This is a genomic window from Novosphingobium sp. (assembly GCF_041915465.1).
Lineage (GTDB): Bacteria > Pseudomonadota > Alphaproteobacteria > Sphingomonadales > Sphingomonadaceae > Novosphingobium.
The window spans coordinates 1-26,869 of the sequence record NZ_JAYSBK010000009.1 but is presented as its reverse complement, the minus strand read 5'-3'; the positions used below and the strand labels follow the sequence as shown (position 1 = coordinate 26,869).

Below are 26,869 nucleotides of genomic sequence, written 5' to 3'. Positions count from 1 at the left end.
GCGCACGGGCGGAGGTGTCGCATGAGCAAGACGATCATCGTTGTCGGGGCAGGCCCAGCTGGATTGAGCTTGGCGCGCGGCCTGGCCGGTTCCGCGCACCGCGTCGTACTGATCGAACCGCAAGGGCGTGAGGCACTGGCCGATCCCTTGCCTGACGGGCGCGAGATTGCGCTGACGCTGCGCTCAGCGGAAATCCTGCGCGGGCTTGGCGTTTGGCAGCGCATCCCGCAGGATGAGGTCTACCCCTTGCGCGAAGCTCGCGTGAAAAACGGGGCCTCGCCCTTCGCGCTCGCCATCGGCCCAGACAAGGGCGATGCACTGGGCCACATGGTTTCCAACCACCTGATCCGCCGCGCGCTGTTTGCCGCCGTGGCAGAGCAGTCCAACGTCGAACTGCACTGCGGGCGCAAGGTCGTGAGTGCCAAGACCTGCCCGCGCAGCGTGGAGGTAGCGTTGGACGATGGCAGCCTGCTGCGCGGCGACTTGCTGGTCGCGGCCGACAGCCGCTTTTCGGATACGCGCGTAATGCTGGGGATCGACGCATCGGTCGAACGGTTCGGCCACACGATGATGGTCGCGCGCATTGCCCACCCCAAGCCGCACGGCGGGGTCGCCACCGAATGGTTCGACCATGGCCGCACCGTGGCGTTGCTGCCCTTGGCCGAAGGCATGTCCTCGCTGGTCGTCACCGTGCCCGATGCCGAGGCCAAGCGGATCAAGGCGATGCCCTCGCTGGAGATCGAGTCGCTATTCGCGGGCTATCTTGGCGGGCAACTCGGCCAGATCGCGCTGGTGACGCGGCCCACGCACTATCCATTGGCGATGACCTATGCCAACCGCTTCAGCGCCCCACGTGCGGTGCTGGTGGGCGATACGGCTGTGGGGATGCACCCGGTGACGGCGCACGGCTTTAACTTCGGGCTGCTCGGCGCGAACCGCTTGGCCGAACTGATCGCCAAGGCGCCCGATCCGGGCGCCATGCGGCTGCTGCGCCGCTATGCGCTGCGCCACCGCTTGGCGACCCTGCCGCTCTACCAGGCGACGCTGCACATCGTGCGGCTGTTCACCGACGAGCGCCGCCGCGCCCGCCCGGTGCGTAGTGCCGTCCTACGGCTCGGCGCGCTGCCCCCGGTGCGACAGGTGATGGGAATGCTGCTGAGCGGCAAGCGCGCGGCTTAAACGCAGCCCCAGTCCTTGAGCGCGGCGACATTGCGTTCGACCAGCGTGATCAGCAACCTGTCTGCCGGTTCGCTGGACGGGATCGCCAGCACGGCACCAACCGAAAAGTACAACGCGATCGGCAGGCACGCCTTGAACTCGGTCTGCGCCTGCTCGAGCGTGTAGGCCGGATCGACCTTGGCGATCTCGGCCTGGTGCAGCGCGATAAGTTCGTGCTCCACCGCGCGGCGATCTTCGGGATCGAGCGAACCGGCCAGGAAATAGGCGGTATCGAACATCGGGCTGCCCCGGTCGGCAAATTGCCAGTCGATCAGCCAGGCCTTGGGGCCTTCGGGCAGATCCTCGAACAGCACATTATCGACGCGCAGTTCGCCGTGGATCAGGGTCTGCCCTTCTGGCAAGGCCCGGGTGACGGCATCGACCTGCGGCGCGAAGGCATCGAGTACGGCAAGGCACTCGTCCGCGATCCGGCCGGCATAGCGCCTGCGGAATTCGGCGGCCGCAGCGAGCTGGGTTTCGCCCGCCTGCCCGGTTTGTGCGCGGCGATTGAGCAGCCAGTCCGCCCCGTCCAGCCGGGGATCGCGCCAATAGGCCGCGTGCAGCCACGCAAATTCAGCCACCACGGCGCGGGCTTCCTCGCGGCTGCATCCGGCCACCTGGTTGCCCGGACGGGTGCGCTGGGTCAGGTCTTCGAGCACGAGGTTGAGCGTGCGCCCATCCGCCCCGGCATTGTGCCAATAGCAGCGCGGCGTGGCGAAGGGCGGCTCGGCCCCGAAGAAGGCATAGACCGCCGCCTCGCGCTGGTAGACACTCTGCATCGCGGCGATGCCGACGGCCTCGGGCAGCGGCGCGGTGATCTTGCAAACGACCGAGCGCACTGCCTTTTCGGCATTGGCGTTATAGGTGATCTCGGTGCGGCAGGTGGTGGAGAGATTACCGTGCCCGATCTCCTGCGAGCTGGCCAGCGACACGCGCGGCGCTTCGATCCCGCCGTGCTGGAACACCGCCTGCAGCCATTGCGGCGTGATCTGGTCGAGCGCGGCGATCATAACGGGCGGCGGCAGGTCGGCCGAAACCGCCGCATCGCCCTCGCGCCCCCAGCGCCCCGGTACATAGGTGGAGTTCCAGCAATCGGTGAACTTACCGTTCACCGCCTTGAACACCTCGATCCCGCACAGCTCGACGCGCTCGCCCTTGCGGGTGTGCATGTTCCAGACGGATGTTACATGGGTATCATCGGCCAGCAGCACTTCGTGTTCGAAGTAGGGTTCGAGCTTTTCGCTCTGCTGGCGCACACGGGCAATCTGGTCTTCCAGCGACAGTGCGGTGGTGCTGCCGGCATCGTGACGGATGATCGGGTCGGCGCACAGCTCGCGGATCATCTCGACGTTGCGGTTGTTCCAGACCTCGGTCCAGTAAAGTTCGATCAGCTCTTTCGGGCTGCGCTGCACCATGTCTCTCTCCCGGATTTAACCAGGCGGTTAAACAGCAGGGCAGCGCAGCCCGTCAAGCAATCTCGTCAGGCCGTGGCGAAAGCATCCACCGGCAGCGCCATCACTGCCTCGCTGCCCGCCTCGATCTTGCGGCGCAGCGCACCGGCATCGGGGGTGAAGCGTTCGCCGTAATAGCGCGCAGTGGTGAGCTTGGTTTCGTAGAACGCCTTGTCCGAGGCCCCCGCGGCGAGCGCATCGGCGGCAACCGCGCCCATCCGCAGCCACATCAGGCCAAGGCTGACGATCCCCATGATGTGCATGTAGTGATGCGCGCCCGCCCCGATGTTGTTCGGGTTGGCCATCGCATTTTGCATGAACCACATCGTGGCGGCCTTGAGCTCGCCATTGGCCTTTTCGACCTGACCCGCCAGCGCGGCGAGTTCCGGACGCGCCTTGGCCGCCGCGCATTCCTTGTCGACTTCCGCAAAGAAGGCCTGAACCGCGCGGCCGCCGTTCAGCGCCAACTTGCGGCCAACGAGGTCCATCGCCTGGACGCCGTTGGCGCCTTCATAGATCATCGCGATACGGGCATCTCGCACGAACTGGCTCATGCCCCATTCCTCGATATAGCCGTGGCCGCCGAACACCTGCTGCATGTTGACGCAGGTGTCGAAGCCCTTGTCGGTGCCATAACCCTTGAGCACCGGGGTCAGCAGGCTGATCATCTCGTCCGCAGCCTGGCGCTCTTCGGCGGTGGCGGCCTTATGGGTCAGGTCAACCAGCAGCCCGCCCCACAGGTAAAACGCGCGCATCCCTTCGGTGAAGGCCTTGGCGTCCATCAGCATACGGCGCACGTCGGGGTGGACAAACAGGATGTCGGCCTTCTCGCCGGGTTCGGCAGGACCCGTAAGCGCGCGGCCCTGGCGGCGCTCCTGCGCATACTTCACCGCATTCTGATAAGCGACTTCGGCCTGGGCCAGGCCCTGGATCGCGACGCCAAGGCGCGCGGCGTTCATCATGATGAACATCGCGGCGAGGCCCTTGTTTTCCTCACCCACCATCCAGCCGGTCGCGCCGTCATAGTTCATCACGCAGGTCGCGTTGCCGTGGATGCCCATCTTGTGCTCGATCGCACCGCACGAAAGGGCATTGCGCTCGCCCAGCGAACCGTCGTCGTTGACCAACACCTTGGGTACGATGAACAGCGAGATGCCCTTGGTGCTGTCCGGCGCGCCCGGCGTCTTGGCCAGCACGAGGTGGATGATGTTCTCGGTCAGATCATGATCGCCCGCCGAAATGAAGATCTTGGTGCCGGTGATCGCATAGGTGCCATCGGCCTGCGGCACGGCGCGGGTGCGAATCTGCCCAAGATCGGTACCGCACTGGGGCTCGGTCAGGTTCATGGTGCCGAGCCATTCGTTCGACACCATCTTGGCAAGATACTTTGCCTGAAGCTCGGGCGAGGCCTTGGCGAGGATCGCACTGACCGCGCCGTTGGTCAGGCCCGGGTACATGCCAAAGGCATGGTTGGCAGTTGCCACGAATTCCTCGACCACGAAACCGAGCACGTGCGGCATGCCCTGACCGCCATATTCGACCGGCGAGGACAGCGTGCCCCAGCCGCTCTCACGGTACTTGGCGAAGGCCTCCTTGAAGCCCTTGGGCGTGGTGACGGTGCCATCGGCATTGCGCCGGCACCCCTCCTGATCGCCGCTCTGATTCAGTGGGGCGAGCACTTCGGCGGCAAATTTGCCGCATTCCTCGACCACGGTATCGACCAGATCGCTGCTGACTTCCGCGAAGCCTGGCAGGTGGCTGTAGCCATCGACTTTGAGCATTTCGTTGATGACAAAACGGACGTCGCGCGAAGGCGCCTTGTAGATCGGCATGGGTTTAGTCCTGCAGGTTTAGGGATCAGGCCGCGTTGGCCGGATCGACATTCTCGACCAGACGGATGAAGTCGGTCAGTTCCTTGATGGCGGCATCGATATCGTCGCGCTGTTCGGTCAGGCGGGCAACCTTTTCACGGCAGCGTTCGATGGTGACCTGGCGCTGCCTGGTACGGCCATCGCCCAGATCATAGAGATCGATCATCTCCTTGATCTCGGTCAGGCTGAAGCCGACGTTCTTTGCGCGCATGATCCACGCCAGACGCGCCCGATCCCGCTTTGAATAGACCCGTGAAAGTCCCTGACGCGAAGGCGAAATCAGCCCTTCGTCTTCATAAAAACGCAGCGCTCGCGCAGTAACGCCGAATTCGGCGGTCAGGTCCGAAATGGTGAACTGTTCGCGCTGTAACGCGTCGGGACGATCAAGGTGCGCGCCCTCATGCGAGGAATAGCTGGCAGCAAGGTTTTCCATGCCGCCAATCTAGCTTCCCTTTACGTAAGCGTCAACCGCCTGTGCGAACCAGGCGGTCGCCTTCAAGCTTGCGGTAAAAGCAGGTTTGCGCCCCAGTGTGACAGGCCGGCCCCGCCGGATCGACCAGCATGACCAAGGCATCCTGATCGCAGTCGACCAGAATTTCGCGAACCTTCAGCACATGGCCGGAACTTTCCCCCTTCATCCACAGCCGCCCCCGCGATCGCGAATGAAAATGAGCCAGGCCTGATTCGCGCGTCTTCGCCAACGCCTCGGCATCCATGAAGGCCACCATCAGCACGTCGCGGCTGTTCGCATCGATCGCGATTGCGGTCAGCAAGCCATTGGCGTCAAACTTTGGCAGGAACGCGATGCCCTGCTCTCTTTGCTCGGTGTCGATTCCACTCATGGAATTCCTTTGTTGCAAGATAACCACACGTGTCGACCAAAAACTGTTCGCTTCGCCCTTCGTCCTTCCAATCGGAGCCGGTTTCGCAGAGTTAAGTAATGCGGAAACACCGCCCGCCGGTCCGGCGGCGCCGATGATAGGTGCTGATGGCCCAGGTTCGGGGATCGAGTATAGCCGGGAAACCCGGCAACCGCATGAGGGATTGGGCCAAGCGATCTGGGGGGATCGCCTAATTGCGAAAGCAAGGCCCGCGAGTTTCGTCACGAGAACGCCCGGAGCTTCGGTTCCGGGCGTTTTCGTTTGTGGCTCAGGTGTGCATCAGCGCTTCGTCGAGTACCCGCGCAAAGCAGGCAATGCGAACTTCGGCTGCCCCGGCGCGCAGCAGCGCAGCAACGCAGGCATCGGTGGTTGCGCCGCTGGTCAGGACATCGTCGACCAGTACGATTCTCGCCCCCCTGATCTCCGCCAGGCGGCGCGGGTTCGCCAAGATTGCACCAGCCAGGGACCGGGCGCGCGCCTTGCGTCCCATCCCGCCCAGCATCGGGGTGGACTTACGGCGCAGCAATCCATCGACAAGCAGATGAGCGCGGCGATCCTTCGCCAATTCCTTGGCCAACAGCGCGGATTGGTTGAACCCGCGCGACCAGATTCGCCAGCGGTGGAGCGGCACCGGTACGAAGCGCCAGTCGCCATCAACCTCCGGCGGAAGCCGCGCCGCGATCAGTCGCGCCAGCAGGCCCGCCAAGGCAATCCGGTGACCGTGCTTGAAAGCCAGGACGAGCTTGCGCGAACCGTCGTTATAAAGCGTACCCGCCGCAATACCCTTGTGCCTGGGCGGATTGGCAAGGCACGGCGCGCAGATCGTGCCCGAGGCCGCATCCGCCGGAAACGGACGCTGGCAGCTGACGCAACTTGGTTCCCCGGGAATTGCCAACTCTGCCCAGCAGCCCGCACAAAGCCCGGATTGCGCCACCAGCGCCGCGCCACACAACGGACAGCGCGGTGGAAAGACCAGATCGACGACCGGCGCGAGGACTGCGGGAACCTGCATGGCTGTGTCTGCTATCGCTTGCGCGGCGGCGCGGCGCAAGGCAGGGCAAGCCGATGAGCGCCCGCCCCGCCCCGCCACAGATCTTCGCCCCCGCCCGCCGCCTCGCCGCACGCCGCCGCGCGCGCCGCTTGCAGCAGCGTCCCGATGCAGCGCGCTATCTGCTCGACGATATGGTTGAGGACGTGATCGAGCGGCTCGGTTTTCTGCGTCATACCCCGCAACGGGCACTGGTGATCGGAGACTGGACCGGCGCCCTGGCCGCGCAGCTTCGCACGCAAGGTTGCGAAGTCAGCGAGGCCGATCCTGCCGACGGCTTCGACGAGGAACGGCCTTACCCCGAAAGCGGGTTCGATCTGATCGTCAGCCTTTGCACGCTCGATACGGTCAACGACTTGCCGGGCGCGCTGATCCATATGCGCGCCGGCCTGGCCAAGGGCGGCCTCGCGATTGCGAGCTTCCTCGGCGCGAACAGTCTGGAGCACCTGAGAGGCGCCATGCTCGCCGCAGATGCGGATCGCCCTGCCCCGCGGATGCACCCGGCCGTGGACGTGCGCGCCGGGGGGCAGCTCCTCCAGCGCGCGCTCTGGGCCGAGCCTGTCGTCGACAGCCGCAGCCTCGATGTCCGCTTCTCCAGCCTTGCCAGCCTGATCGCGGACCTGCGCGCGCAGGCGCTGGGCAATGTGCTGGCGAAGCGCGGCGCGCCGCTCGGCAAGGCCGCGCTCGCGCGCGCCCGTACCTCCTTTGGGGAACGCACGGTCGAGCGTTTCGAGATTCTGACCCTGTCGGGCTGGAGGCGTTAGGCCGCGCTGCTATCCAAGCGCCGCCTGCGCCGCCGCCAGCCGCGCGATCGGCACGCGGAACGGCGAGGCGCTGACGTAATCGAGCCCGACCTGCTCGCAGAACGCGATCGAGGCCGGATCGCCGCCATGTTCGCCGCAGATACCGAGCTTGATGTCGGGCCGCGTCTTGCGCCCGCGCTCGGCGGCGAGTTCGACCAGCTGGCCGACGCCCTCGACATCGAGGCTGACGAAGGGATCGCGCGCGAACACGCCCTTTTCGACATAGACGCCCAGAAACTTGGCGGCATCGTCGCGGCTGAGGCCCAGCGTGGTCTGCGTGAGATCGTTGGTGCCGAACGAGAAGAACTCGCCCACTTCGGCGATCTTGTCCGCCATCAACGCGGCGCGCGGCAGCTCGATCATGGTGCCGACCTGGTAGTGCAGCGTGCGGCCCTTTTCAGCGAAGACTTCGGCTGCGGCCTGATCGACCACGGCCTTGAGGATTTCCAGCTCCTTGGCGGTGGCGACCAGCGGGATCATCACCTCGGGCACCGGCGCCTCGCCGCCCTGAGCGGCTACATCGCAGGCCGCCTCGAAGATCGCGCGGGCCTGCATTTCGTAGATTTCCGGGAAGGTGATGCCCAGGCGGCAGCCGCGATGGCCCAGCATCGGGTTGAACTCATAGAGCTCGGCAGCGCGGCGCTTGAGCGTTTCGACGCCGATCCCGATGGTCTCGGACAGCTCCTCGAACTCGGCGTCAGCATGCGGCAGGAATTCGTGGAGCGGCGGATCGAGCAGGCGGATCGTCACCGGCAGGCCGGCCATCACCTCGAAGATCGCCTGAAAATCGGCGCGCTGTTCGGGCAGCAGCTTGGCCAGCGCGGCGCGGCGGCCGGCCTCGTCCTCGGCCAGGATCATCTGGCGTACGGCGGCAATGCGCTTGTCATCGAAGAACATGTGCTCGGTGCGGCAAAGGCCGATGCCTTCCGCACCGAACTGGCGCGCCACGCGGCAGTCTGCCGGGGTTTCGGCATTGGTGCGCACCTTCATCCGGCGGTGCTTGTCGGCCCATTCCATCAGGGTGCCAAAATCGCCAACCAGTTCCGGCTCGATCGTCTTGACCAGCCCGGCCATGACGTCGCCAGTGGTCCCGTCGAGCGTGATGACATCGCCTTCCTTGAGCTCGCGGTTGCCGATCCGCAGCGTGCGCGCAGCCATGTCGATCGACAGGCCCGAGGCACCGGAAACGCAGGGGCGGCCCATGCCGCGCGCCACCACGGCGGCGTGGCTGGTCATCCCGCCGCGCGCGGTCAGGATGCCCTTGGCCGCGTGCATCCCGTGGATGTCTTCGGGGCTGGTTTCGACGCGCACCAGGATCACCGCTTCGCCGCGCTCGGCGTGGGCCTGGGCGGTATCGGCATCGAGCACGATCGCGCCCGAGGCCGCACCGGGCGAGGCCGGCAGGCCCTTGGCAAGCAGATCGCGCGGGGCATCGGGATCGAGCGTGGGGTGAAGCAGCTGGTCCAGCGCCATCGGATCGACCCGGCGGATCGCGGTGGCTTCGTCGATCAGCCCTTCGCCGACCATGTCGACCGCCATCTTGAGCGCGGCCTTGGCGGTGCGCTTGCCCGAACGGGTCTGGAGCATCCAAAGCTTGCCGCGTTCGACGGTGAACTCGATGTCCTGCATGTCGCGGTAGTGCTTTTCGAGCAGCTCAAACACCTCGGCCAGCTCGGCGTAAGCCTGCGGCATCGCCTCTTCCATCGAGAGCGGCTTGGCCCCGGCCCGCTCGCGCGAGTACTTGGTGAGGTATTGCGGCGTGCGGATGCCCGCCACTACATCCTCACCCTGCGCGTTGACCAGCCATTCGCCGTAATAGGCCTTCTCGCCGGTCGCCGGATCGCGGGTGAAGGCAACGCCGGTGGCCGAAGTATCGCCCATGTTGCCGAACACCATCGCCTGGACGTTGACGGCAGTGCCCCAGTCACCCGGAATGTCGTTGAGGCGGCGATAGACCTTGGCGCGATCGGAATCCCACGAATCGAACACCGCGCGGATCGCGCCCCACAGCTGTTCGTTCACGTCCTGCGGGAACGGGCGGCCCAACTGGTCGGCAACGATCTCCTCGTACTGCTTGACCAGCGCCTGCCAATGCTCCGCGCCCATCTCAACATCGGCATAAAAGCCGTTGTCTTCCTTAATGATTTCAAGCGCATCCTCGAACAGGTGATGGTCGAGGCCCAGCACCACGTCGGAATACATCTGGATGAAGCGGCGGTAGCTGTCCCACGCGAAGCGATCGTCGCCCGACGAGGCGGCGAGGCCCTTCACGGTTTCGTCGTTGAGGCCAAGGTTGAGCACCGTGTCCATCATGCCGGGCATCGAAACCCGCGCGCCCGAACGCACCGAGACTAGCAGCGGATCGGCGGCATCACCGAACTTCTTGCCAACCGCCTGTTCGATATGGGCCAGCGCGGTGGCGACTTCGGCCTTCACGCTGTCGGAAAAGTCGCCACCCTCGGCGAGGTAGCGCACGCACTCCTCGGTGGTGATGGTAAAGCCCGGGGGGACCGGCAGGCCGATTCCGGCCATTTCGGCAAGGTTTGCGCCCTTGCCGCCGACGATGGTCTTGTCCTTGGCGCGCGGATCGCTGTGAGAAACGCCGCCGCCGAAGGTGAATACGTATGCAACCATGGTTTTCCGCCACTCCCCGGAACCGGCGATTCGGTGCCGGTGTGGCGGCTGGACTAGCCTTCGATGCGCGAAAAGTCAGCCACTTTGTGCACTGCAGCAACAAAGCTCCCGAGAAGTGAGAGACGCGCGGCGCGTTTTACCGGATCGGGATCGTTGACCATCACCGCTTCGAAGAATGCGTCGATCGGTGCGCGCAGCGAGGCGAGCGCGGCCATCGCGGCGGTGAAGTCCTCCGCCTCGACCGCTGCCTGGGCGCGCGGTTCGGCGGCTTCGAGTGCGGCAAGCAGCGCGGCCTCGGCGGCTTCCGGCGCGGGATTGATCGCCCCGGCCTCGAACTCTTCCTTCTTGAGGATGTTCGCGGCGCGCTTGTAGCCGGCGAGCAGGTTCCTGCCGTCTTCGGTGCCCATGAAGGCCTGGAGCGCATGGACGCGGGCAAGCAGGCGGACGAGGTCGTCCTCACCGCCCAGCGCGAACACGGCGTCGATCAGGTCGTGACGAACGCCCGCTTCGCGCTGCTGAACCTTGAGGCGGTCCGCAAAGAAGGCCAGCACATCGCCCTCACCCACGCCAAAGCGCAGCCCGTTGGCGGTGATGATCTGGATGATACCCAACGCCGCGCGGCGCAGCGCGAAGGGATCCTTCGAGCCGGTCGGCTTTTCATCGATGGCAAAGAAGCTGCGGATCGTATCCAGCTTGTCCGCCAGCGCCACGGCCACGGTAACCGGCGCGGTGGGGACATCGTCGCCCTGCCCGACCGGCTTGTAGTGATCGCGGATCGCATCGGCCACCGCATCGGGCAGCCCCTCGGCGCGGGCGTAGTAGCCGCCCATCAGGCCCTGCAGTTCGGGGAATTCACCGACCATTTCGGTGACGAGGTCCGCCTTGCACAGCTCTGCCGCGCGGCGGGCAAGTGAGGGATCGCTGTTCGGGACAATGCCCTCGCTTGCCAGCCATTCGGCGAGCTTGGCCACGCGCTCGACCTTGTCGGCGACGGTGCCAAGCTTTTCGTGGAAGGTGATCCGGGCGAGCTTCTTCGCCTGTTCTTCCAGCGTGGTCTTGCGGTCCTGCTTCCAGAAAAAGCTGGCGTCCGACAGGCGCGCGGCGAGGACCTTGCGGTTACCCGCGACGATCTCGGCCCCGCCATCAGTCGCCGCGATGTTGGCAGTGCAGACGAAGGCGTTGGCAAGCTTGCCGTCCTTCTCGCACACGAAATACTTCTGGTTCGTGCGCGCGGTCAGCTGGATCACTTCGGGCGGCACTTCAAGATAGGCTTCGTCGAACCGGCCGAGCAGCGGCACCGGCCATTCGGTGAGGCCCGCGTTCTCGATCACCAGGCCTTCGTCCTCGACCAGGGTCAGCCCCTCGGCTTCGGCGGCGGCCTTGGCACGCTCGCGGATAAGGTCCTGGCGTTCCGCGTGATTGACGATCACGTGGGCAAGCCGCAGCTTTTCCGAATAGTCATGCGCGCCGCCGATGGTGACTTCGCCCGGCGCGTGGAAGCGGTGCCCGCGCGTGGTGTAGCCAGAGGCAATGCCGCCGACTTCGCACGGGACCAGATCCTCGCCGAGGATCGCAACGACCCCCGAGAGCGGCCGCACCCAGCGCAGGCTTTCGGTGCTGATCGAAGCGACGCCCCAGCGCTGCGACTTGGGCCAACCAAAGTGGCGAACAATTTGCGGAATAGCTTCAGCGAGAACGTCTCTTACCAAGCGACCTGGCTTCTCAATAACCGCGAACCAAACCCCGTCGCGTTCTTCGAGCTCGTCCTTAGTCAGGCCCGTCTTGCGCAGAAAACCCTCAAGCGCTTGTTCTGGCGCACTCGTCCGGGGCCCTTTCGTTTCCTCGCGCACGGCTTTGGTGGAAACAGGCAAATCCCGCACAATCAAGGCGAGGCGCCGCGGCGTCGACCATGCGTCCATTTCTCCGAAATCGACACCGGCTTCCGCCATCAAGCGAGCAAACATGCTTTGAAGATGCGCGCGGGCATCCGCCTGCATCCGCGCCGGGATTTCTTCGGAGCGCAGTTCGAGAAGGAAATCGCTCACAGGCTCCACTCCGGATACTTCGCCGCCCATTCGTCCTTGTTCTTCTCGATCCAGGCCTGACAGCTGCCCTTGGCGAGATCGCGCACGCGGCCGATGTAGCTGGCGCGTTCCTGCACGGAAATCACGCCGCGCGCCTGCAGCAGGTTGAACAGGTGGCTGGCCTCGATCGCCTGGTCATAGGCGGCGAGCGGCACGTTCGCCTCGATGCAGCGCATGCATTCGGCCTCGGCCTTGGCGAAACCGTCGAACAGGCTGGCGGTGTCGGCCACTTCGAAGTTGTACTTCGAATGCTCCTGCTCGTTCTTCAGGAACACGTCGCCATAGCTGACGCCGTGATCGTTGAAGCGCAGGTCATAGACCCGGTCGACGCCCTGGATGTACATCGCGAGGCGTTCGAGGCCATAGGTCAGTTCGCCCGCCACAGGCTTGCAATCGAACCCGCCGACCTGCTGAAAATAGGTGAACTGGGTGACTTCCATCCCGTCGCACCACACTTCCCAGCCCAGTCCCCAGGCGCCCAGCGTCGGGCTTTCCCAGTCATCCTCGACAAAGCGGATGTCGTGCGCCAGCGGATCGATCCCGATCGCGGCGAGCGACTGGAGATAAAGCTCCTGCAGGTTCGCCGGGTTCGGCTTCAGGATCACCTGATACTGGTAATAGTGCTGCAGCCGGTTGGGATTTTCGCCATAGCGGCCATCGGTCGGGCGGCGGCTGGGCTGCACATAGGCGGCCTTCCACGGCTCGGGACCAAGCGCGCGCAGCGTGGTCGCGGGGTGGAACGTGCCTGCCCCCATGCGCATGTCATAGGGTTGCAGGATGAGACAGCCTTGCGCGCTCCAGAACGAGTGGAGCCGCAGGATCATCTCCTGGAAGCAAAGGGGCGCATTTTCGCTCATGCGCGGGCCTTTGGCCGATGGGCCGGAACCGGTCAAGTTCCAGCACCGCCAACTCGTTCATCGACTGACAGGGTTTGGCGGGGTAGAAGCCCGGCCATGACCCTCAAATCACGTCTTTTCGCGCCCCTTCTTGCGATCGCGGCGCTGCTTGCACCGAACGCCCTGTTCGCCCAGCAGCACGAGCCGACACCGCAGCCGGTCGAGGCCGTTCCCGACACCCGCGTCGCCACCCCGGCGCTGTGGGTCGTGCAGGATGCCGACACCACGATCTACCTGTTCGGCACGATCCATCTGCTGCCGCGCGGGATCGACTGGTATCACGGCGATCTGGCCAAGGCATTTGAGAGCGCCGATGAGCTGGTCACCGAGATCCCCGACGGCGCCGAGGCGGAGGCCCCGCGGCTGGTGATGAAGTACGGCATGCTGCCCAAGGGCCAGAGCTTGCGCACGGGCATGAACCCCGCTGAAAAGGCCCGCTTCGAAAAGGCGATGACCGGGCTGGGCCTGCCGCCCGCCGCGTTCGACAGCTTCAAGCCGTGGTACGCCGCGGTCGGCCTGGCCACCCTGCCCTTGATCCGCGAAGGCTATGATCCGTCCTATGGGGTGGAAGCCGAGCTTGCCGCGAAGAACAAGGCGATGGGCCGCCCGCGTTATGGTCTTGAAACGCTGGATTTCCAGCTGGGCCTGTTCGATCAGTTCTCGGCTGAAGTGCAGAAGCAATACCTGTTCGAAGTGATCGACGGCCTGCCTGAACTCAGCAACCAGATCGACACCATGGTCAACGCCTGGGCCGCGGGCGATCCGACTGCACTGGCAAGCGCGCTCAATTCCGATGAGGACAACCCGGCAATGAAGGAAGCCCTGATCACCGCCCGCAACAAGAGCTGGGCCGCGTGGATCCGCCAGCGGCTGGACCGCCCCGGCGTGGTGTTCATCGCCGTGGGCGCAGGCCACCTCGGCGGCGAAGGCAGCGTGCAGGACGAGCTCGCCAAGGCCGGGATCAAGTCCGAACGTGTCCAGTAAGCGCTGGCGACAGCTCGTCCTTGCGGCGCTTGGCGCGCTCGCGCTGGCAGGCTGCCACAAGCCGGTCGAAGTCCACCCCGCGCTGTGGCTGGTCGAAGGCCCGAACGGGCAGAAGGCCTGGCTGTTCGGGACGATCCACGCGCTGCACGATCCGGTCGACTGGCGTTCTGACAAGATCGAGTCCGCGCTGCGCGGCTCCGACAGCTTGCTGGTCGAAGTCGCGCATATCGAACAGGCCCCGGCAATCTTTGCCGAACTGTCGCACTCGCCCGGCCTGCCGCCGCTGCGCGAACGAGTCTCGCCAGCAATGCGGCCAGCTTTCGATGCGGTGATGGCGAAGTACAAGCTCGACCCGGCGACTTTCGATGGCCTTGAAACCTGGGCCGCCGCGCTGGCGCTGCAACAGGCGATAGCGGCGCAAGAAGGGATCGAGAACGAAAACGGCGTCGATCGTGCGCTCGTGGCCGACTACATGGGACCGGTCGATGAATTCGAGGGCGCGCGGCGGCAGCTGGCGATCTTCGACGGGCTGCCCGAGGAAGACCAGCGCGTGCTGCTGGAAAGCGTGTTGCGCGATGGGGCGCAGCCCAAGGGCGCCGACCTGTCGGTGCAGCAAGGCTGGGCAAATGGCGACCTTCAGCCGATCCTGGCCGAGACCGAGCGCGGCTTCCTCAATGATCCAGAACTGCGCACCGCTCTGCTTACGGGGCGCAATCGCGCCTGGACCGCGCGGCTGGTCGCGCTGCTGCGCGGCGGGGCCCATCCCTTCGTCGCCGTGGGAGCCGGGCACATGGCCGGGCCGGAGGGCCTGCCCGCGCTGCTCGCGGCGCAAGGCTACAAGGTCACGCGACTCCAGTAGAACGCTTGCTTTTTGCGTGAATGCCCGTTAGGGGCGCGCGCTTCCCGTCATGGTCATCCCTGGAGGCGTGGCGGAGAAGATCGATTTAATCTCGTATTCGAAAGGCAATGCTATGAGCGATACTCTGCACCTGCCGGCCGAGACGCGCGAACGGGCTGGCAAGGGAGCCTCCCGTGATCTGCGTCGCAACGGCCGCGTCCCCGCCGTGATCTATGGTGGCAACGAAGAACCCCTCGCGATCCACGTCGAGGAAAAGCTGCTGGTCAAGCAGCTGGGTACCGGCCACTTCTTTAACTCGATCGTCGAGATCGAAGTCGGCGGCAAGGTCGTGCGCACGCTCCCCAAGGACGTTGCCTTCCACCCCGTCACCGATCGCCCGCTGCACGGCGACTTCCTGCGCCTGGCGGCCAACGCGACTGTCCACGTCGAAGTGCCGGTGGTGTTCGTGAACGAAGCCGCCTCGCCGGGCCTCAAGCGCGGTGCGGTGCTCAACATCGTCCGTCATGAGCTGGAACTGGTCTGCGAAGCGGACAAGATCCCCGACGACATCCAGATCGACGTGACCGGCCTCGATGTCGGCGCCTCGATCCACATCAGCCACGTCGCCCTGCCGGCTGGCGTGAAGAGCGCGATCACCGACCGCGACTTCACCATCGCCACCATCGTTGCCCCCTCGGGTCTGCGCAGCGAAGAAGGCGACAACAGCAAGACCGAAGCCTAAACAGCTCTTGGTTGACCGGGGCGGCCAGTCTGCCCCAATGCAAACCGGGCCGCAGCAATGCGGCCCGGTTTTCGTTTGGAGAATGACGTGCAGCTCTGGGTCGGTCTCGGCAATCCTGGTCCGCAATATGCGATGCACCGTCACAACGTGGGATTCATGGCGCTCGACACGATTGCCGACGTCCACAATTTCGGCCCCGAACAGAAGAAGTTCCAGGGCTGGCTGCGTGAGGGCCGGATCGGGGGGCAGAAGGTGCTGCTCTTGAAGCCCGCGACCTTCATGAACGAAAGCGGCCGTTCGGTGGGCGAGGCGCTGCGCTTTTACAAGCTGGGCACCGATGCCCTCACCGTGTTCCACGACGAGCTCGATCTTGCCCCCTTCAAGGTCAAGGTCAAGCAGGGCGGCAGCCATGCGGGGCATAACGGGCTGCGCTCGATCGACCAGCACCTTGGCCCCGATTTCCGCCGCGTGCGGCTCGGCATCGGCCATCCGGGGCACAAGGACCGGGTGACGGGTTATGTGCTGGGCAACTATGCCAAGGCCGAACTCGACCCGCTGACCGATATGCTGGGCGCTATTTCAGCCGAGGCCGACTGGCTCGCCAAGGGCGACGATGCCCGCTTCATGAGCGATGTTGCGCGAAGGATGCAGGACTGACCATGCCCGCCGGGTCGATCGTGATCCGCCGGCACTGGTGGGCTCATCTGCTCAATCTGGTGATGACGGTGGTGATCGGTTGCCTTGCGGCCGTGATGATCCTTGCCGTCTTGACCAAACTGCCCGGCGAAGGCGGGTGGTGGAAGCCCCCCCTCTTCGCTTTGGGCGCATGGGTCATGGTGGTGGGCTTCATCGTGGGGCTCAACGCGCTGTTCGTCTACCGTGTGGAGCTCGACAGCGCAGGCTTGCGGATCGTAGGCAACCTTTACTGCCATCGCCTGCGCTGGAACGAGATCGTCTCGATCCGCAAGCGGCATAACTTCCGCGTGCCGGGCTATCACGTGGAGATCCAGATCGATGGCTCACAAAACCCGGCCCGCCACTGGTGCAATTTCTGGGTGAAGGGCTATTTCATCCATCCGGGAATGGAAAAGGGCGGCGCTGCGCTGAGCAGCTACCTTACCCGCAAGAAGCGCGAATACCTGAAGCGGGCGGACGAAGCACAAGTCAGCCGTGACGCTGGCTAGCCCCCCTGCCCTGCCCCGCCGAAGGCAACATTGAAGGCCACCGTCACGCGCTCGGTCTCTGCCTCGTTGGGGTGGACCCAGTGCTTGGCATTGCCCGGAAACAGCAGCAACATTCCCGGTGCGGGAACGACGCTGTGCGCGCCCGAAAAAACCTCCGCCCTGACCATCGCCTGCCCGGTGGGGGCACAGCGCGGGTCAATGAAGGAAATTGCCCCGCCACCCTCCTCCGCCCTGGCAATCGCTGCATAGTAGCAGCCCGACCAATAGCTGCCGGGATGATCGTGGGGAACGTTGTAGGCGTGCTGTGGGTTGACGTTGATCCAGCCGTTGATGCGGTAGTTCACGCGCTGAAAGAACGACGCGTCGCCCGACAGGCGGATCGTGGCATCCTCCACCGCGCCGCGAATGGCCGCGCCAAGCGCGCGGTGGCCTGGTTCCGTGCGGGTGAAGAAGTCCACCCGGCTGTGCCAGCCGTTGCGCCCGCTGCGCGAAACATTGGGATCGCGCACCTTGCGCAGTTCGACTTCCTGCAGGAGCAGCGCATTGATCTGCGCGGCCCCGGCAACCTGATAGGTCAGCAGCGGAGTTGGAAAGAGCAAGGTTGTGCCCTGATGCTCGAAAAGCCCCCCAGTCATCGAATTACCCCCGATTTGCCCCTGCCGGTAAGTTTTGCCGCGATTGCCGCGCCGCGCAAGCGCCTAGCTTGCCCCATCGCCCCCACTGGTCAAACCGCCCGCCCCCCGCTATGGGCCGCGCCTTGGCCCCCAGGCGGAGTGAGTGATGGGTTTTCGTTGCGGTATCGTTGGCCTGCCGAATGTCGGCAAGTCCACCCTGTTCAATGCGCTGACCGAAACGCAGGCGGCGCAGGCGGCGAACTATCCGTTCTGCACGATCGAGCCGAACGTGGGCAACGTCGGCGTGCCCGATCCCCGGCTTGACGAACTGGCCCGTATCGCCGGCAGCCAGAAGATCATCCCGACCCAGCTTGGCTTCGTCGATATCGCGGGGCTCGTGCGCGGCGCATCGAAGGGCGAAGGGCTGGGCAACCAGTTCCTTGGCAACATCCGCGAGGTGGACGCGATCGTCCATGTGCTGCGCTGCTTCGAAAACGACGACATCCAGCACGTCGACAACAAGGTCGATCCGATCTCGGATGCTGAAACGGTCGAAACCGAACTGATGCTGGCCGACCTGGAAAGCCTCGAAAAGCGCGTTCCGGCCGCCCAGAAGAAAGCCAGCGCGGGCGACAAGGAATCGAAGATCATCGCCTCGGTGCTTGGCCAGGCGCTCGAACTCCTGCGCGAAGGCAAACCCGCGCGGCTGACCCAGCCCAAGGACGACGAGGAAGCCCGCGTGTTCCGGCAGGCGCAGCTGCTCACCGCCAAGCCGGTGCTCTATGTCTGCAACGTCGAGGAAGACAGCGCGGCGAACGGCAACGCCTTTTCCGCCCGCGTGTTCGAAAAGGCCAAGGCCGAGGGCGCCAATGCCGTGATCGTCTCGGCCGCGATCGAGGCTGATCTGGTCGGCATGGAACCGGAAGACCGGCTGGTCTTTCTTGAGGAAATGGGCCTCCATGAAACCGGCCTCGCCCGCGTGATCCGCTCGGGCTATGACCTCCTCCACCTCATCACCTTCTTCACCGTCGGCCCCAAGGAAGCCCGCGCCTGGACCGTGCACCAGGGCGCCAAGGCCCCCGAAGCGGCCGGCGAAATCCACTCCGATATGCAGCGCGGCTTCATTCGCGCCGAAACCATCGCCTATGCCGATTACATCGCGCTGGGCGGCGAGACCGGCGCCAAGGATGCGGGCAAGCTGCGCCAGGAAGGCAAGGAATACGTGGTGCACGACGGTGACGTCATGCACTTCAAGTTCAACGTTTGACCCGGTTCAAGCCAGCCGCCGGGATCAGCCCTCCAGCTCGTCCCGGCCGCGCCCGAACAGACCCATGATCCTGTTCCTGAGCGCCCCGAAGGCAACCACCACCGCCACCAGAAGCGGCTTCAGGAACTTGGCGAAGATCGCCAGCAGGCCAAGCTTCTTGGCCGCTGCCACGCCAACCCCGGCCGCAACCAGTCCGCCGATCCCGTATTCGGCTTTCTTGTCGAGATTGGGATCGAAATCGGCATAGCGCGCTCCGGCATCGAAGCTGGCATGGCCGGCAAATTCGTGTGCGGCGGCCTTCACTTCCGCCAGGTGCGGCATCGACGAGATCAGGTTGACGCTGAGCACCCCGCCCCGCCCAAGCGTCCGCACATCGTAGTTGAGCGAATGCACGTTGGTATCGGCAAAGGCCAGTTCCTGCGCCCAGACCACCGAATGCGACCCGCTGTCGTAATTGGGCGGTTCGGCCCAACCGGTGAGGTGGATCGCGGGATAGCCGCCAGCCTGGCGCTGCTTGTTCACCTCGACCTCGCTCTCCTGCATCTGCTTCATGAGCTCGGCGTAATCGGTCGAGGCGGCATCTTCATCCGAGACGTAACCTGTCGCCTCGTAAGTGACGACGGCGCCCCAGTTATCCTGCAGCGGCGACTTTCCGGCCTGCATCACCAGCCCCAGCACACCTTCGGCTGAATCCGGCGGATTGCCCCAGATCGTGACGAGGATCGTGCGGGCATCCTCGGGCCCATAGAAATCATAGGCGGTGCCAAGGTCGAGCGTGGCGCGCGCTTCGGGCAAGGCGATCTTGCCGTGCTGCGGCTTGAGCGTCTTGACCAGCGCGGCGACATCGGCCTGCCCGCCGTTGTCCTGCGCCACCAGTGGCATCGGCGCGATGGCCAGCGCTAACGCGAGGCCAATCCCCGCAAGTTTCATCCTTGCCATTATCCCCCCTCGAACCAAAGTTCGGCCACAAGAAAGCGCTGTTCGGCCCATCGGTCAAGGAGAAAGCCCTCCCCATTTCAGGTGCTTATTGGCAAAATTGGACATGGGCAGCCAACTTGTCCTAAACAGCGGCAGATGTTGCGCCGCCTGCTTCTTGCCCTGCTGACACTGTGTCTTGCGCTGCCCGCGGCGGCGATGCCGCTGTCGACTGCGCCGACCAGCATGGCCGGGTCGATGCACCACGAAGCCGCGCCCTCGTGCCACGAGCAGCAGGCACCAACGGACCACGGCAAGCAGCAGCAACGCCCGCCCGCGGCGCATGACTGTATCGGTTGCATCGCCCCACTGTGCCGCCTGCCCGCGATGCCTGCCGCGCCGAGCCGGTTGACCACAGCCCATGTCCTGGTGCTGGCCAAAGCCCTGAGCGGCAGCGCGCTGAGGCCGGATACGCCCCCTCCCCGCACCTGATCGCGCGCATCTACCGCATAGTCAGGGGGCCGCCCCCAACGAACGATCAGGAATTTACCATGAAAAGCCGCATCTGGCTGGCGCTCGCCTGCGCCAGCGCACTCTCATCGCCTGCCTTCGCGCAGGATCATTCCGGCCACGACATGGGTGGAATGCAGCATCACCCGGGCATGGAAATGCCGCAGCCCCAACCGGACGACGATATGGCCGGGATGGATCATGGCGATCACGCCGCGATCACCACCTGCCAGCCCGGCACGCTCGGATTTGTCGACGGCTCCGGCACGAGCCGCTTGCCCGGCGACGAGGCAAGCTATCACGAAAGGATGATGCGCTCCTCGTGCATGGCGGTGATTACCGGGGACATGCCCTGGATGTTCATGGCCCACGGCACCGTCTCGCTACAGCATACCGACCATACCGGCCCGCGCGGCGCCAGCAAGACCTATGCCACCTCGATGGCCATGCTGGGCGCAGAACGCACGACCGACTGGGGCCGGATCCAGTTCAAGTCCATGCTCAGCCTCGAGCCGGCGATGGACGCGGCGGGTTATCCCAACCTCTTCGCAACGGGCGAAACCGCGCAAGGCTTGCCCCTGGTCGACCGGCAGCATCCGCACGACCTGTTCATGGAACTATCGGCGCGGGTGGACCTTGATGTCGGCGATGGCAGCCTGTTCGTCTATGGCGGTCCTGTGGGCGAGCCTGCGCTTGGCCCCAGCGCATTCATGCATCGGGGCTCTGCCGCACTGAACCCCGAGCCGCCGATCACCCACCACTGGTTCGATTCCACCCACATCACCTATGGTGTGGTGACGGCGGGCTATTCGGCTCCGCTCTGGCAACTGGAGGCGAGCGCGTTTCGCGGAGCTGAACCTGACGAGAAGCGCTGGAACATCGAGACGCCCAAGCTCGATTCCTGGTCGGTTCGCGCCACCCTGACCCCGACGCCGAACTGGGCGATCCAGGCCAGTTACGGCCAGATCAAGCAGCCCGAGGCGACCCATCCCGGCGAGGACGAGCACCGCTTCACCACCTCGGCGCAATATGCGCGCGGCGGTGTCTCGGCGATGCTGGCATATTCAGCCAAGAAGCGCGTTCCGGGCGAAACCCTGAGCGCGTGGATCGGCGAAGTGAACTGGGATCTGGACCGCCACAACACCCTGTTCGGGCGGTTCGAGAACGTCGCCAACGACGAACTCTTCCCCGATCACCACGATCCGCTTCACGACCAGAAGTTCCGCGTCAGCAAGTTCCAGACGGGCTATGCCCGGCGCATCCCGCTCGGCCCGGTCGAGCTGGCGCTGGGCGGCAGCGTGAACCTCTATGCCAAGCCCGCCGCGCTTGACCCCTATTACGGGGACAGTCCATGGGGCTACACAGTGTTCGCCAGGATAACATTGGGGCATTGAGGATGGATGACGGGCTGGTTTATTTCGAGGATCTGGTAGTCGGCACGAAAGCAGCCTTCGGGCGTTACGAGGTGACGCGCGAAGAGGTGATCGAGTTTGCTTCCAAGTACGATCCCCAGCCCTTCCATCTCGACGATGCCGCCGCGGCAGCCACCCATTTCGGGCGGCTGTCCGCGAGCGGATGGCACACCTGCGCAATGGTCATGCGGATGCTGGTCGGCAACCTGACCGAGCGCAAGCAGGCCGGGCTCGGCTCGCCGGGGCTCGATGAACTGCGCTGGCTGCGCCCCGTGTTTCCGGGCGACGTGCTGCGCGTGGAAACCGAACTGCTCTCCAAGAAGCAAAGCCAGTCGCGCCCTGAAATGGGCAGCTTCCAGTCGATCGTCAGGGTCTATAACCAGGACGATGTGATGGTCTGCACGATGAAGTCGATCGGGCTGATCCGGGTGCGCGGAGCCCCTGCCTGAAGGCTATTTCCGGCCGAACAGCTTTTCGATATCGCCATGGGCGAGCTTCACCCAGGTGGGCCGCCCGTGGTTGCACTGGCCCGAGCGCGGGGTGACTTCCATTTCGCGTAGCAGCGCGTTCATTTCCGCAACCGACAGCGCCCGCCCGGCGCGGACCGAGCCGTGGCAGGCCATCGTCGCCAGCACCAGGTCGAGCCGTTCGCCCAGCAGCAGCGTATCGCCGTTCTGGGCCAGATCGTCGGCCACGTCGCGCACCAGCGCCTGAACGTCGCCCTTGCCGAGCACTGCTGGAACGGCGCGCACCAGCATCGCCTTCGGGCCGAAGCGTTCGAGCGTTAGCCCGAAGTCTGCTAACCGTGCCGAAGCAGTTTCAAGCCGGTCGCAGTCCGGCTCGTCGAGTTCGACCACTTCGGGAATCAGCAGCGCCTGCGCGGCTGTGACCGCGCCTTGCGCCCCGGCCGCTTTCAACCGTTCCAGCACCAGTCGTTCGTGCGCGGCGTGCTGATCGACGAGCACCAGCCCGTCTTCCGCCTCAGCCACAATATAGGTGTTCGCCACCTGCCCGCGCGCCACGCCCAGCGGGTGCTGGACCGACGGGACGGTTGCTTCCTCAGCCACTTCCGCGCGGGCGGCGGGCGGCGCGGGGTCAAGCGCGCGCCATTGCGGCGCGGCTTCGCGCACACCCAGACTCGCCGCTGAATATTCGCGCGCGAACAGCGATGACAGTGCGGGCGCGGGCTCACTCAGCCGCGTAATCGGCTCGGCCTGCCAATTGCCCATCGCGGGCGCTGCCGGAGCCTGCGCGCTGCGCTGCCCCGCGCCTTCGAGAGCATGGCGCAGACCGCTGACGATGAAGCCGCGAATGAAGGCCGGATCACGAAAGCGCACTTCGGTTTTGGCCGGGTGGACGTTGACGTCGACCTCCTCGGGCGGAACGTCGAGGAACAGCGCCAGCACCGCGTGCCGGTCGCGCGCCAGCATATCGGCATAGGCCCCGCGCACCGCGCCGACGAGCAACCGGTCCTTCACCGGGCGTCCGTTGACGAACAGGTACTGGTGATCAGCCACGCCCCGATTGTAGGTCGGCAGGCCCGCGACGCCGGTCAGCCGCGCCAGTCCGCGCTCCAGTTCGATCGCCACGCCGTCGCTGGCCAGTTCGCGCGCGACGATCTGGGCAACGCGCCCTGCGAGTTCCTCGTCGGGCTGGACCGCAAAGACGCGGCGGCCATCGTGTTCGAGCACGAAGCCGATATCGGGCCGCGCCATCGCCAGCCGCTTCACGACGTCGAGGCAGGCGGCGTATTCGCTGCGAGCCGAGCGCAGGAACTTACGCCGCACCGGCACCTTGCCGAACAGGTCCTCCACCCGGATCCGCGTGCCGGGCGGAAGCGCCGCGGGGCCATCGCCCACCACCTCGCCATGATCGACCACGCGCTTCCAGCCTTCGGCCGCACCGCGCGGGCGGCTTTCGATGGTGAGGCGCGCGACGCTGGCGATCGAGGGCAGCGCCTCGCCCCGGAAGCCCAGCGTTGCGACCAGTTCGATATGTTCGTCGGGCAGCTTGGAGGTGGCGTGGCGTTCCAACGCCAGGGCGATTTCGTCCGGCCGCATCCCGCAGCCGTCGTCGGTTACCTCGATCCCGTCGAGCCCGCCCGAGGTCAGCCGCACGGCAATGTTGCGCGCGCCCGCGTCGATCGCGTTTTCAACCAGTTCCTTGAGCGCGGAAGCCGGACGCTCGACCACTTCGCCCGCGGCGATGCGGTTGACGAGGTCTTCGGGAAGGCGGCGGATCTGGGGCACGCGAAACGGGTAGCGACGAAGTGCGCCAAATTCGAGATGGAGCCTGTGCAAAACGGGCAATTTCCGATTAATTTTTTGGCCTTTGCACAGGCCATGCGCTAAGGGGTCCGCTTCCTTGCCAACGCAGCGGCTTGTCTATACGCGAATCGCGTCTAGCCCCGCACGACATAAAACAGGTTTTTCAATGGCTTCGTTCTTTTCGCGATTCTTGAAATTCGGTTCCCAGAACATGGCGATCGACCTTGGGACGGCGAACACGCTGGTCTATGTCCAGGATCGCGGAATCGTGCTGAATGAGCCCTCGGTCGTGGCGATCGAAACGATCAACGGGATCAAGCGCGTCAAGGCCGTGGGCGACGATGCCAAGATGATGATGGGCAAGACCCCGGACAGCATCGAGGCGATCCGCCCGCTGCGCGACGGCGTTATCGCCGACATCGAAATCGCCGAAGAAATGATCAAGCATTTCATCCGCAAGGTGAACGGCAAGCGCACCAGCGTGTTCAGCCCACCGGAAATCGTGATCTGCGTGCCTTCGGGCTCGACCTCGGTCGAACGCCGCGCGATCCGTGACGCGGCTTCGAACGCGGGTGCCAGCCAGGTGTACCTGATCCTCGAACCGATGGCCGCCGCGATCGGTGCCGACATGCCGGTAACCGAACCGGTCGGCTCAATGGTGGTCGACATTGGCGGCGGCACCACCGAAGTCGCCGTGCTCTCGCTGCGCGGCCTCGCCTATACCACCTCGGTCCGCGTCGGCGGGGACAAGATGGACGAAGCGATCGTGTCCTACGTGCGCCGCCATCACAACCTGCTGATCGGCGAAGCCACCGCCGAACGCATCAAGAAGGACTATGGCTGCGCCACGGTTCCGGCTGACGGCGTGGGCGAAACGATCCACCTCAAGGGCCGTGACCTTGTCAATGGCGTGCCCAAGGAAATCACCATCACGCAGGCCAACATCGCCGAGGCGCTGGCCGAACCGATCGGGGCAATCGTCGAAGGCGTGCGCATCGCGCTGGAAAACACCGCACCGGAACTTGCCGCCGACATCGTCGACCAGGGCATCGTCCTGACGGGCGGCGGCGCGCTGATCCAGGGCCTTGACGAGTACCTGCGCGAAGAGACCGGCCTGCCCGTCTCGATTGCCGAAGATCCGCTTTCCTGCGTCGCGCTGGGCACCGGCCGCGCCATGGAAGACCCGATCTATCGCGGCGTCCTGATGACGGCCTGAGCCCATGACCCGGCCGCTCATCCCGCGCGCCGGAAAGCAGGAGTAGCGCAGGCATGGCGCCGCCGAGCAACCGGCGTCCCGGTTATTCCCGCAGGGCGCAATACGGTACATTCTTCGGATACGTGATCGCCGCCGCCGGGGCTCTCGTCGGCGGCGTGCTGCTGCTTGTCTCGAGCGGCAACGGCTCTGTCTTTGGCGGGATGCGCTCGGCCGCCAACGATCTTACTGCGCCGGCCGGACAGGCCGCTGCCGCGACCCGTAGCGAGGCTGGCAGCTGGTACGATACCATCGCCGGCTTCTTTACTTCGGGCAGCCGGGTGGCGAAACTTGAACAGGAAGTGGCCCTGTCGCGCGTCAAGCTGGCCGAAGCCCAGGCATTGGCGAACGAAAACGCCCGCCTCAAGGAAATGCTCGGCCTGGTCGGGCAGGAACCCAAACCCGTTGTCGTTGCCCGGCTGATCGCCTCGACTTCAACCAGTTCGCGGCGGTTTGCGCTGCTTGGCGCGGGCAGCCAGCAGAGCGTGCGCGTTGGCATGCCGGTGCGCTCACCGCTGGGCCTGGTAGGCCGCGTACTTGAAGTCGGCAACAATTCGTCCCGCGTACTGCTGATCACCGATGGCGAAAGCATGGTTCCCGTGCGTCGCGCCACCGACGGTCTGCCAGCCTATGCCTCGGGCAAGGCCGATGGCACGATCCAGCTGCGGCTGATCAATGCCGGGATCAATACTGTCAAGATCGGCGATGCCTTCGTGACTTCGGGCCAGGGCGGCCTGTTCCGGCCCGGCACCGCAGTTGCCGTGGTCAGCGAACTGACCCGCGACGGCGCTGTTGCCCGCCCGCTGAGCGATCCGGGCGCGACCGAGTTCGTCGCTGTCTACCCACTGTGGGACGAAGCCCAGAAGGGCAGCGAACTGAAGCCCGAGCCCGGTACACCGGGGGCGGAGACGAAGTGATGGCCCAGACGCTGTCCGATTCGCTCCACGGCATCACCCGCGTCAGGATCAACCGCGCGCCCTCGCCCGTGTTGGCGATCGCCGCGCCGTGGCTGCTTGTAATCCTCGGCAGCCTCGCGCCGCTTCTTCCGCTGATTGCCTCCGCGCCGGTGGTTCCCCCGCTCGGTTTCCTGTTCCTCGTCGCGTGGCAGCAACTGCGCCCCGGCCTGTTCCCGATCTGGGCGGGCCTGCCGCTGGGCCTGATCGACGACCTCTACAGCGGACAACCGATGGGCAGCGCCGTCCTGCTGTGGTCTGCAGCGATGATCGCGCTGGACATCATCGAGATGCGCTTTCCCTGGCGCGATTTCGCGCACAACTGGGTGGCCGCCGCGGCGATCATCGTTGCCTATATCCTGCTTTCGCTGGGCATCGCCAATCATGGCGGCGGGCATACCCTGTTACCCGTGCTTGTCCCCCAGTTGGTGATCTCCGTGCTATGCTACCCGCTCGCCGCCCGCCTGGTCGGCCGGGTCGACCGGCTGCGGCTGATGCGCGTGAGGAAGATCTAGATGTTCGGGGAACCCCGACACGTCAGTTCCGGCACGCTCCGCAACAGCTTTGACCGCCGCAGCGTCCTGATTGGTGGCTTGCAGACCGGCGTCGGGGTGCTGCTCGCGGTGCGGATGGGCTGGATCGGGCTGGTCCAGAACAGCAAGTACAACATGATGTCCGAAAGCAACCGGGTAAACCTGTCGCTCATCCCGCCGCGGCGGGGCTGGATCCTTGATCGCCGGGGCGCGCCGCTGGCCTCGAACCGCGCCGACTTCCGCGTCGACCTGATCCCAGACCGGCTCGACGACGCCGACGCGACGATCAGCGAACTGGCCCGCCTGCTCAAGCTGCCCGACGACAAGGTCACCGACCTGCGCGACAAGATGGAAAAAGCCCACGGCTTTCGCCCCGTCGAAGTCGCCTCGGGGCTCGATTGGGACAATTTTGCCGCGGTCAGCGTGCGCTTGCCCGACCTGCCCGGCGTGCTGGCCCAGCGCGGCTATTCACGCTGGTATCCGACCGGGCCTTCGGTTGGCCATCTGATCGG

Annotated in this window: 25 protein-coding genes and 1 pseudogene; 15 read left to right on the top strand and 11 right to left on the bottom strand. The window is 65.2% G+C overall.

The features are described from left to right. Positions 1 to 21: 21 nt before the first annotated feature. Complete coding sequence (gene ubiM / locus ACE3SN_RS03270) at positions 22 to 1,179, top strand: 5-demethoxyubiquinol-8 5-hydroxylase UbiM (RefSeq protein WP_374527424.1); 1,158 nt, start codon at positions 22 to 24, stop codon at positions 1,177 to 1,179. Here the strand turns inward: ubiM and ACE3SN_RS03265 are convergent. The 5 genes from ACE3SN_RS03265 to ACE3SN_RS03245 all read right to left on the bottom strand — a co-directional run bounded on the left by ACE3SN_RS03265 (position 1,176) and on the right by ACE3SN_RS03245 (position 6,433). Then, complete coding sequence (locus tag ACE3SN_RS03265; RefSeq protein WP_374527422.1) at positions 1,176 to 2,633, bottom strand: phosphotransferase; 1,458 nt, start codon at positions 2,631 to 2,633, stop codon at positions 1,176 to 1,178. The genes ubiM and ACE3SN_RS03265 overlap by 4 nt on opposite strands. A gap of 65 nt (positions 2,634 to 2,698) precedes the next feature. Continuing rightward, the gene (locus ACE3SN_RS03260; RefSeq protein WP_374527420.1) at positions 2,699 to 4,501 is read right to left on the bottom strand and encodes an acyl-CoA dehydrogenase C-terminal domain-containing protein; all 1,803 of its coding nucleotides are present in this window, start codon (positions 4,499 to 4,501) and stop codon (positions 2,699 to 2,701) included. Between the two features lie 25 nt (positions 4,502 to 4,526). Beyond that, positions 4,527 to 4,973, bottom strand: coding sequence for a MerR family DNA-binding transcriptional regulator (locus ACE3SN_RS03255; protein ID WP_374527418.1), 447 nt, complete (start codon positions 4,971 to 4,973; stop codon positions 4,527 to 4,529). A gap of 31 nt (positions 4,974 to 5,004) precedes the next feature. Beyond that, positions 5,005 to 5,382 carry a phosphoribosyl-AMP cyclohydrolase gene (hisI, locus tag ACE3SN_RS03250; RefSeq protein WP_374527416.1) on the bottom strand — a complete coding sequence of 126 codons (378 nt, stop codon included), beginning with the start codon at positions 5,380 to 5,382 and terminating at the stop codon, positions 5,005 to 5,007. A gap of 307 nt (positions 5,383 to 5,689) precedes the next feature. Next, the gene (locus tag ACE3SN_RS03245; protein ID WP_374527414.1) at positions 5,690 to 6,433 is read right to left on the bottom strand and encodes a ComF family protein; all 744 of its coding nucleotides are present in this window, start codon (positions 6,431 to 6,433) and stop codon (positions 5,690 to 5,692) included. 53 nt (positions 6,434 to 6,486) lie between these two features. Here ACE3SN_RS03245 and ACE3SN_RS03240 point away from each other — a divergent pair, with 53 nt between their 5' ends. Beyond that, entirely contained in the window at positions 6,487 to 7,233 is a 747-nt protein-coding gene (locus ACE3SN_RS03240) for a methyltransferase domain-containing protein (RefSeq protein ID WP_374527412.1), read from the top strand. A 9-nt stretch (positions 7,234 to 7,242) separates the two neighbouring features. Here the strand turns inward: ACE3SN_RS03240 and ppdK are convergent, their stop codons facing one another. From ppdK to ACE3SN_RS03225, 3 genes are read right to left on the bottom strand one after another with little or no spacing between them, the layout of a single operon-like run. Beyond that, positions 7,243 to 9,906 (bottom strand): pyruvate, phosphate dikinase, encoded by a 2,664-nt coding sequence (gene ppdK, locus ACE3SN_RS03235; protein WP_374527409.1) that lies wholly within the window; start codon positions 9,904 to 9,906, stop codon positions 7,243 to 7,245. Positions 9,907 to 9,959: 53 nt separating this feature from the next. After that, positions 9,960 to 11,981, bottom strand: a complete 2,022-nt coding sequence (glyS, locus tag ACE3SN_RS03230) for a glycine--tRNA ligase subunit beta (RefSeq protein WP_374527407.1) — start codon at positions 11,979 to 11,981, stop codon at positions 9,960 to 9,962. Next, the gene (locus ACE3SN_RS03225) at positions 11,948 to 12,847 is read right to left on the bottom strand and encodes a glycine--tRNA ligase subunit alpha (RefSeq protein WP_374527405.1); all 900 of its coding nucleotides are present in this window, start codon (positions 12,845 to 12,847) and stop codon (positions 11,948 to 11,950) included. The genes glyS and ACE3SN_RS03225 overlap by 34 nt, the downstream gene beginning before the upstream one ends. Positions 12,848 to 12,943: 96 nt before the next feature. Here ACE3SN_RS03225 and ACE3SN_RS03220 point away from each other — a divergent pair, with 96 nt between their 5' ends. From ACE3SN_RS03220 to ACE3SN_RS03200, 5 genes are all read left to right on the top strand, one after another. Further along, complete coding sequence (locus ACE3SN_RS03220; protein WP_374527403.1) at positions 12,944 to 13,870, top strand: TraB/GumN family protein; 927 nt, start codon at positions 12,944 to 12,946, stop codon at positions 13,868 to 13,870. Next, entirely contained in the window at positions 13,860 to 14,729 is an 870-nt protein-coding gene (locus ACE3SN_RS03215) for a TraB/GumN family protein (protein WP_374527401.1), read from the top strand. The genes ACE3SN_RS03220 and ACE3SN_RS03215 overlap by 11 nt, the downstream gene beginning before the upstream one ends. Positions 14,730 to 14,841: 112 nt before the next feature. Further along, entirely contained in the window at positions 14,842 to 15,450 is a 609-nt protein-coding gene (locus tag ACE3SN_RS03210; protein ID WP_374527399.1) for a 50S ribosomal protein L25/general stress protein Ctc, read from the top strand. 87 nt (positions 15,451 to 15,537) lie between these two features. Next, entirely contained in the window at positions 15,538 to 16,107 is a 570-nt protein-coding gene (pth, locus tag ACE3SN_RS03205) for an aminoacyl-tRNA hydrolase (protein ID WP_374527398.1), read from the top strand. Between the two features lie 2 nt (positions 16,108 to 16,109). Then, positions 16,110 to 16,634, top strand: a complete 525-nt coding sequence (locus ACE3SN_RS03200) for a hypothetical protein (protein ID WP_374527396.1) — start codon at positions 16,110 to 16,112, stop codon at positions 16,632 to 16,634. Here the strand turns inward: ACE3SN_RS03200 and ACE3SN_RS03195 are convergent. Next, the gene (locus tag ACE3SN_RS03195; RefSeq protein WP_374527394.1) at positions 16,631 to 17,269 is read right to left on the bottom strand and encodes a TIGR02466 family protein; all 639 of its coding nucleotides are present in this window, start codon (positions 17,267 to 17,269) and stop codon (positions 16,631 to 16,633) included. The genes ACE3SN_RS03200 and ACE3SN_RS03195 overlap by 4 nt on opposite strands. Before the next feature lie 145 nt (positions 17,270 to 17,414). Between ACE3SN_RS03195 and ychF the strand changes: the two genes are divergently transcribed. Then, on the top strand, positions 17,415 to 18,515 hold the full coding sequence (gene ychF, locus ACE3SN_RS03190; RefSeq protein WP_374527473.1) for a redox-regulated ATPase YchF: 1,101 nt from the start codon (positions 17,415 to 17,417) through the stop codon (positions 18,513 to 18,515). 24 nt (positions 18,516 to 18,539) lie between these two features. On the opposite strand, the gene ACE3SN_RS03185 is transcribed toward ychF, so the two are convergent. Continuing rightward, on the bottom strand, positions 18,540 to 19,454 hold the full coding sequence (locus ACE3SN_RS03185) for a DUF2167 domain-containing protein (protein ID WP_374527392.1): 915 nt from the start codon (positions 19,452 to 19,454) through the stop codon (positions 18,540 to 18,542). Between the two features lie 135 nt (positions 19,455 to 19,589). Here ACE3SN_RS03185 and ACE3SN_RS03180 point away from each other — a divergent pair, with 135 nt between their 5' ends. From ACE3SN_RS03180 to ACE3SN_RS03170, 3 genes are read left to right on the top strand one after another with little or no spacing between them, the layout of a single operon-like run. After that, the gene (locus ACE3SN_RS03180; protein WP_374527391.1) at positions 19,590 to 19,922 is read left to right on the top strand and encodes a hypothetical protein; all 333 of its coding nucleotides are present in this window, start codon (positions 19,590 to 19,592) and stop codon (positions 19,920 to 19,922) included. A gap of 59 nt (positions 19,923 to 19,981) precedes the next feature. Next, positions 19,982 to 21,334 carry a hypothetical protein gene (locus ACE3SN_RS03175; protein ID WP_374527390.1) on the top strand — a complete coding sequence of 451 codons (1,353 nt, stop codon included), beginning with the start codon at positions 19,982 to 19,984 and terminating at the stop codon, positions 21,332 to 21,334. A gap of 2 nt (positions 21,335 to 21,336) precedes the next feature. After that, positions 21,337 to 21,801, top strand: coding sequence for a MaoC family dehydratase (locus ACE3SN_RS03170; RefSeq protein WP_374527389.1), 465 nt, complete (start codon positions 21,337 to 21,339; stop codon positions 21,799 to 21,801). Positions 21,802 to 21,804: 3 nt separating this feature from the next. Here ACE3SN_RS03170 and mutL read toward each other — a convergent pair whose 3' ends face one another. After that, positions 21,805 to 23,601: a DNA mismatch repair endonuclease MutL gene (mutL, locus tag ACE3SN_RS03165; protein WP_374527388.1), complete on the bottom strand. Its 1,797-nt coding sequence runs from the start codon at positions 23,599 to 23,601 to the stop codon at positions 21,805 to 21,807. 184 nt (positions 23,602 to 23,785) lie between these two features. On the opposite strand from mutL, the gene ACE3SN_RS03160 reads away from it, so the two are divergent. The 4 genes and pseudogenes from ACE3SN_RS03160 to ACE3SN_RS03145 form a co-directional block, all read left to right on the top strand. Further along, positions 23,786 to 24,835 carry a rod shape-determining protein gene (locus ACE3SN_RS03160; RefSeq protein WP_374527387.1) on the top strand — a complete coding sequence of 350 codons (1,050 nt, stop codon included), beginning with the start codon at positions 23,786 to 23,788 and terminating at the stop codon, positions 24,833 to 24,835. A gap of 53 nt (positions 24,836 to 24,888) precedes the next feature. Then, on the top strand, positions 24,889 to 25,788 hold the full coding sequence (gene mreC, locus ACE3SN_RS03155) for a rod shape-determining protein MreC (RefSeq protein WP_374527386.1): 900 nt from the start codon (positions 24,889 to 24,891) through the stop codon (positions 25,786 to 25,788). Beyond that, positions 25,788 to 26,339, top strand: a complete 552-nt coding sequence (gene mreD / locus ACE3SN_RS03150; RefSeq protein WP_374527385.1) for a rod shape-determining protein MreD — start codon at positions 25,788 to 25,790, stop codon at positions 26,337 to 26,339. The genes mreC and mreD overlap by 1 nt, the downstream gene beginning before the upstream one ends. Then, positions 26,340 to 26,869: pseudogene (locus ACE3SN_RS03145) on the top strand (penicillin-binding protein 2); the annotation flags it as partial.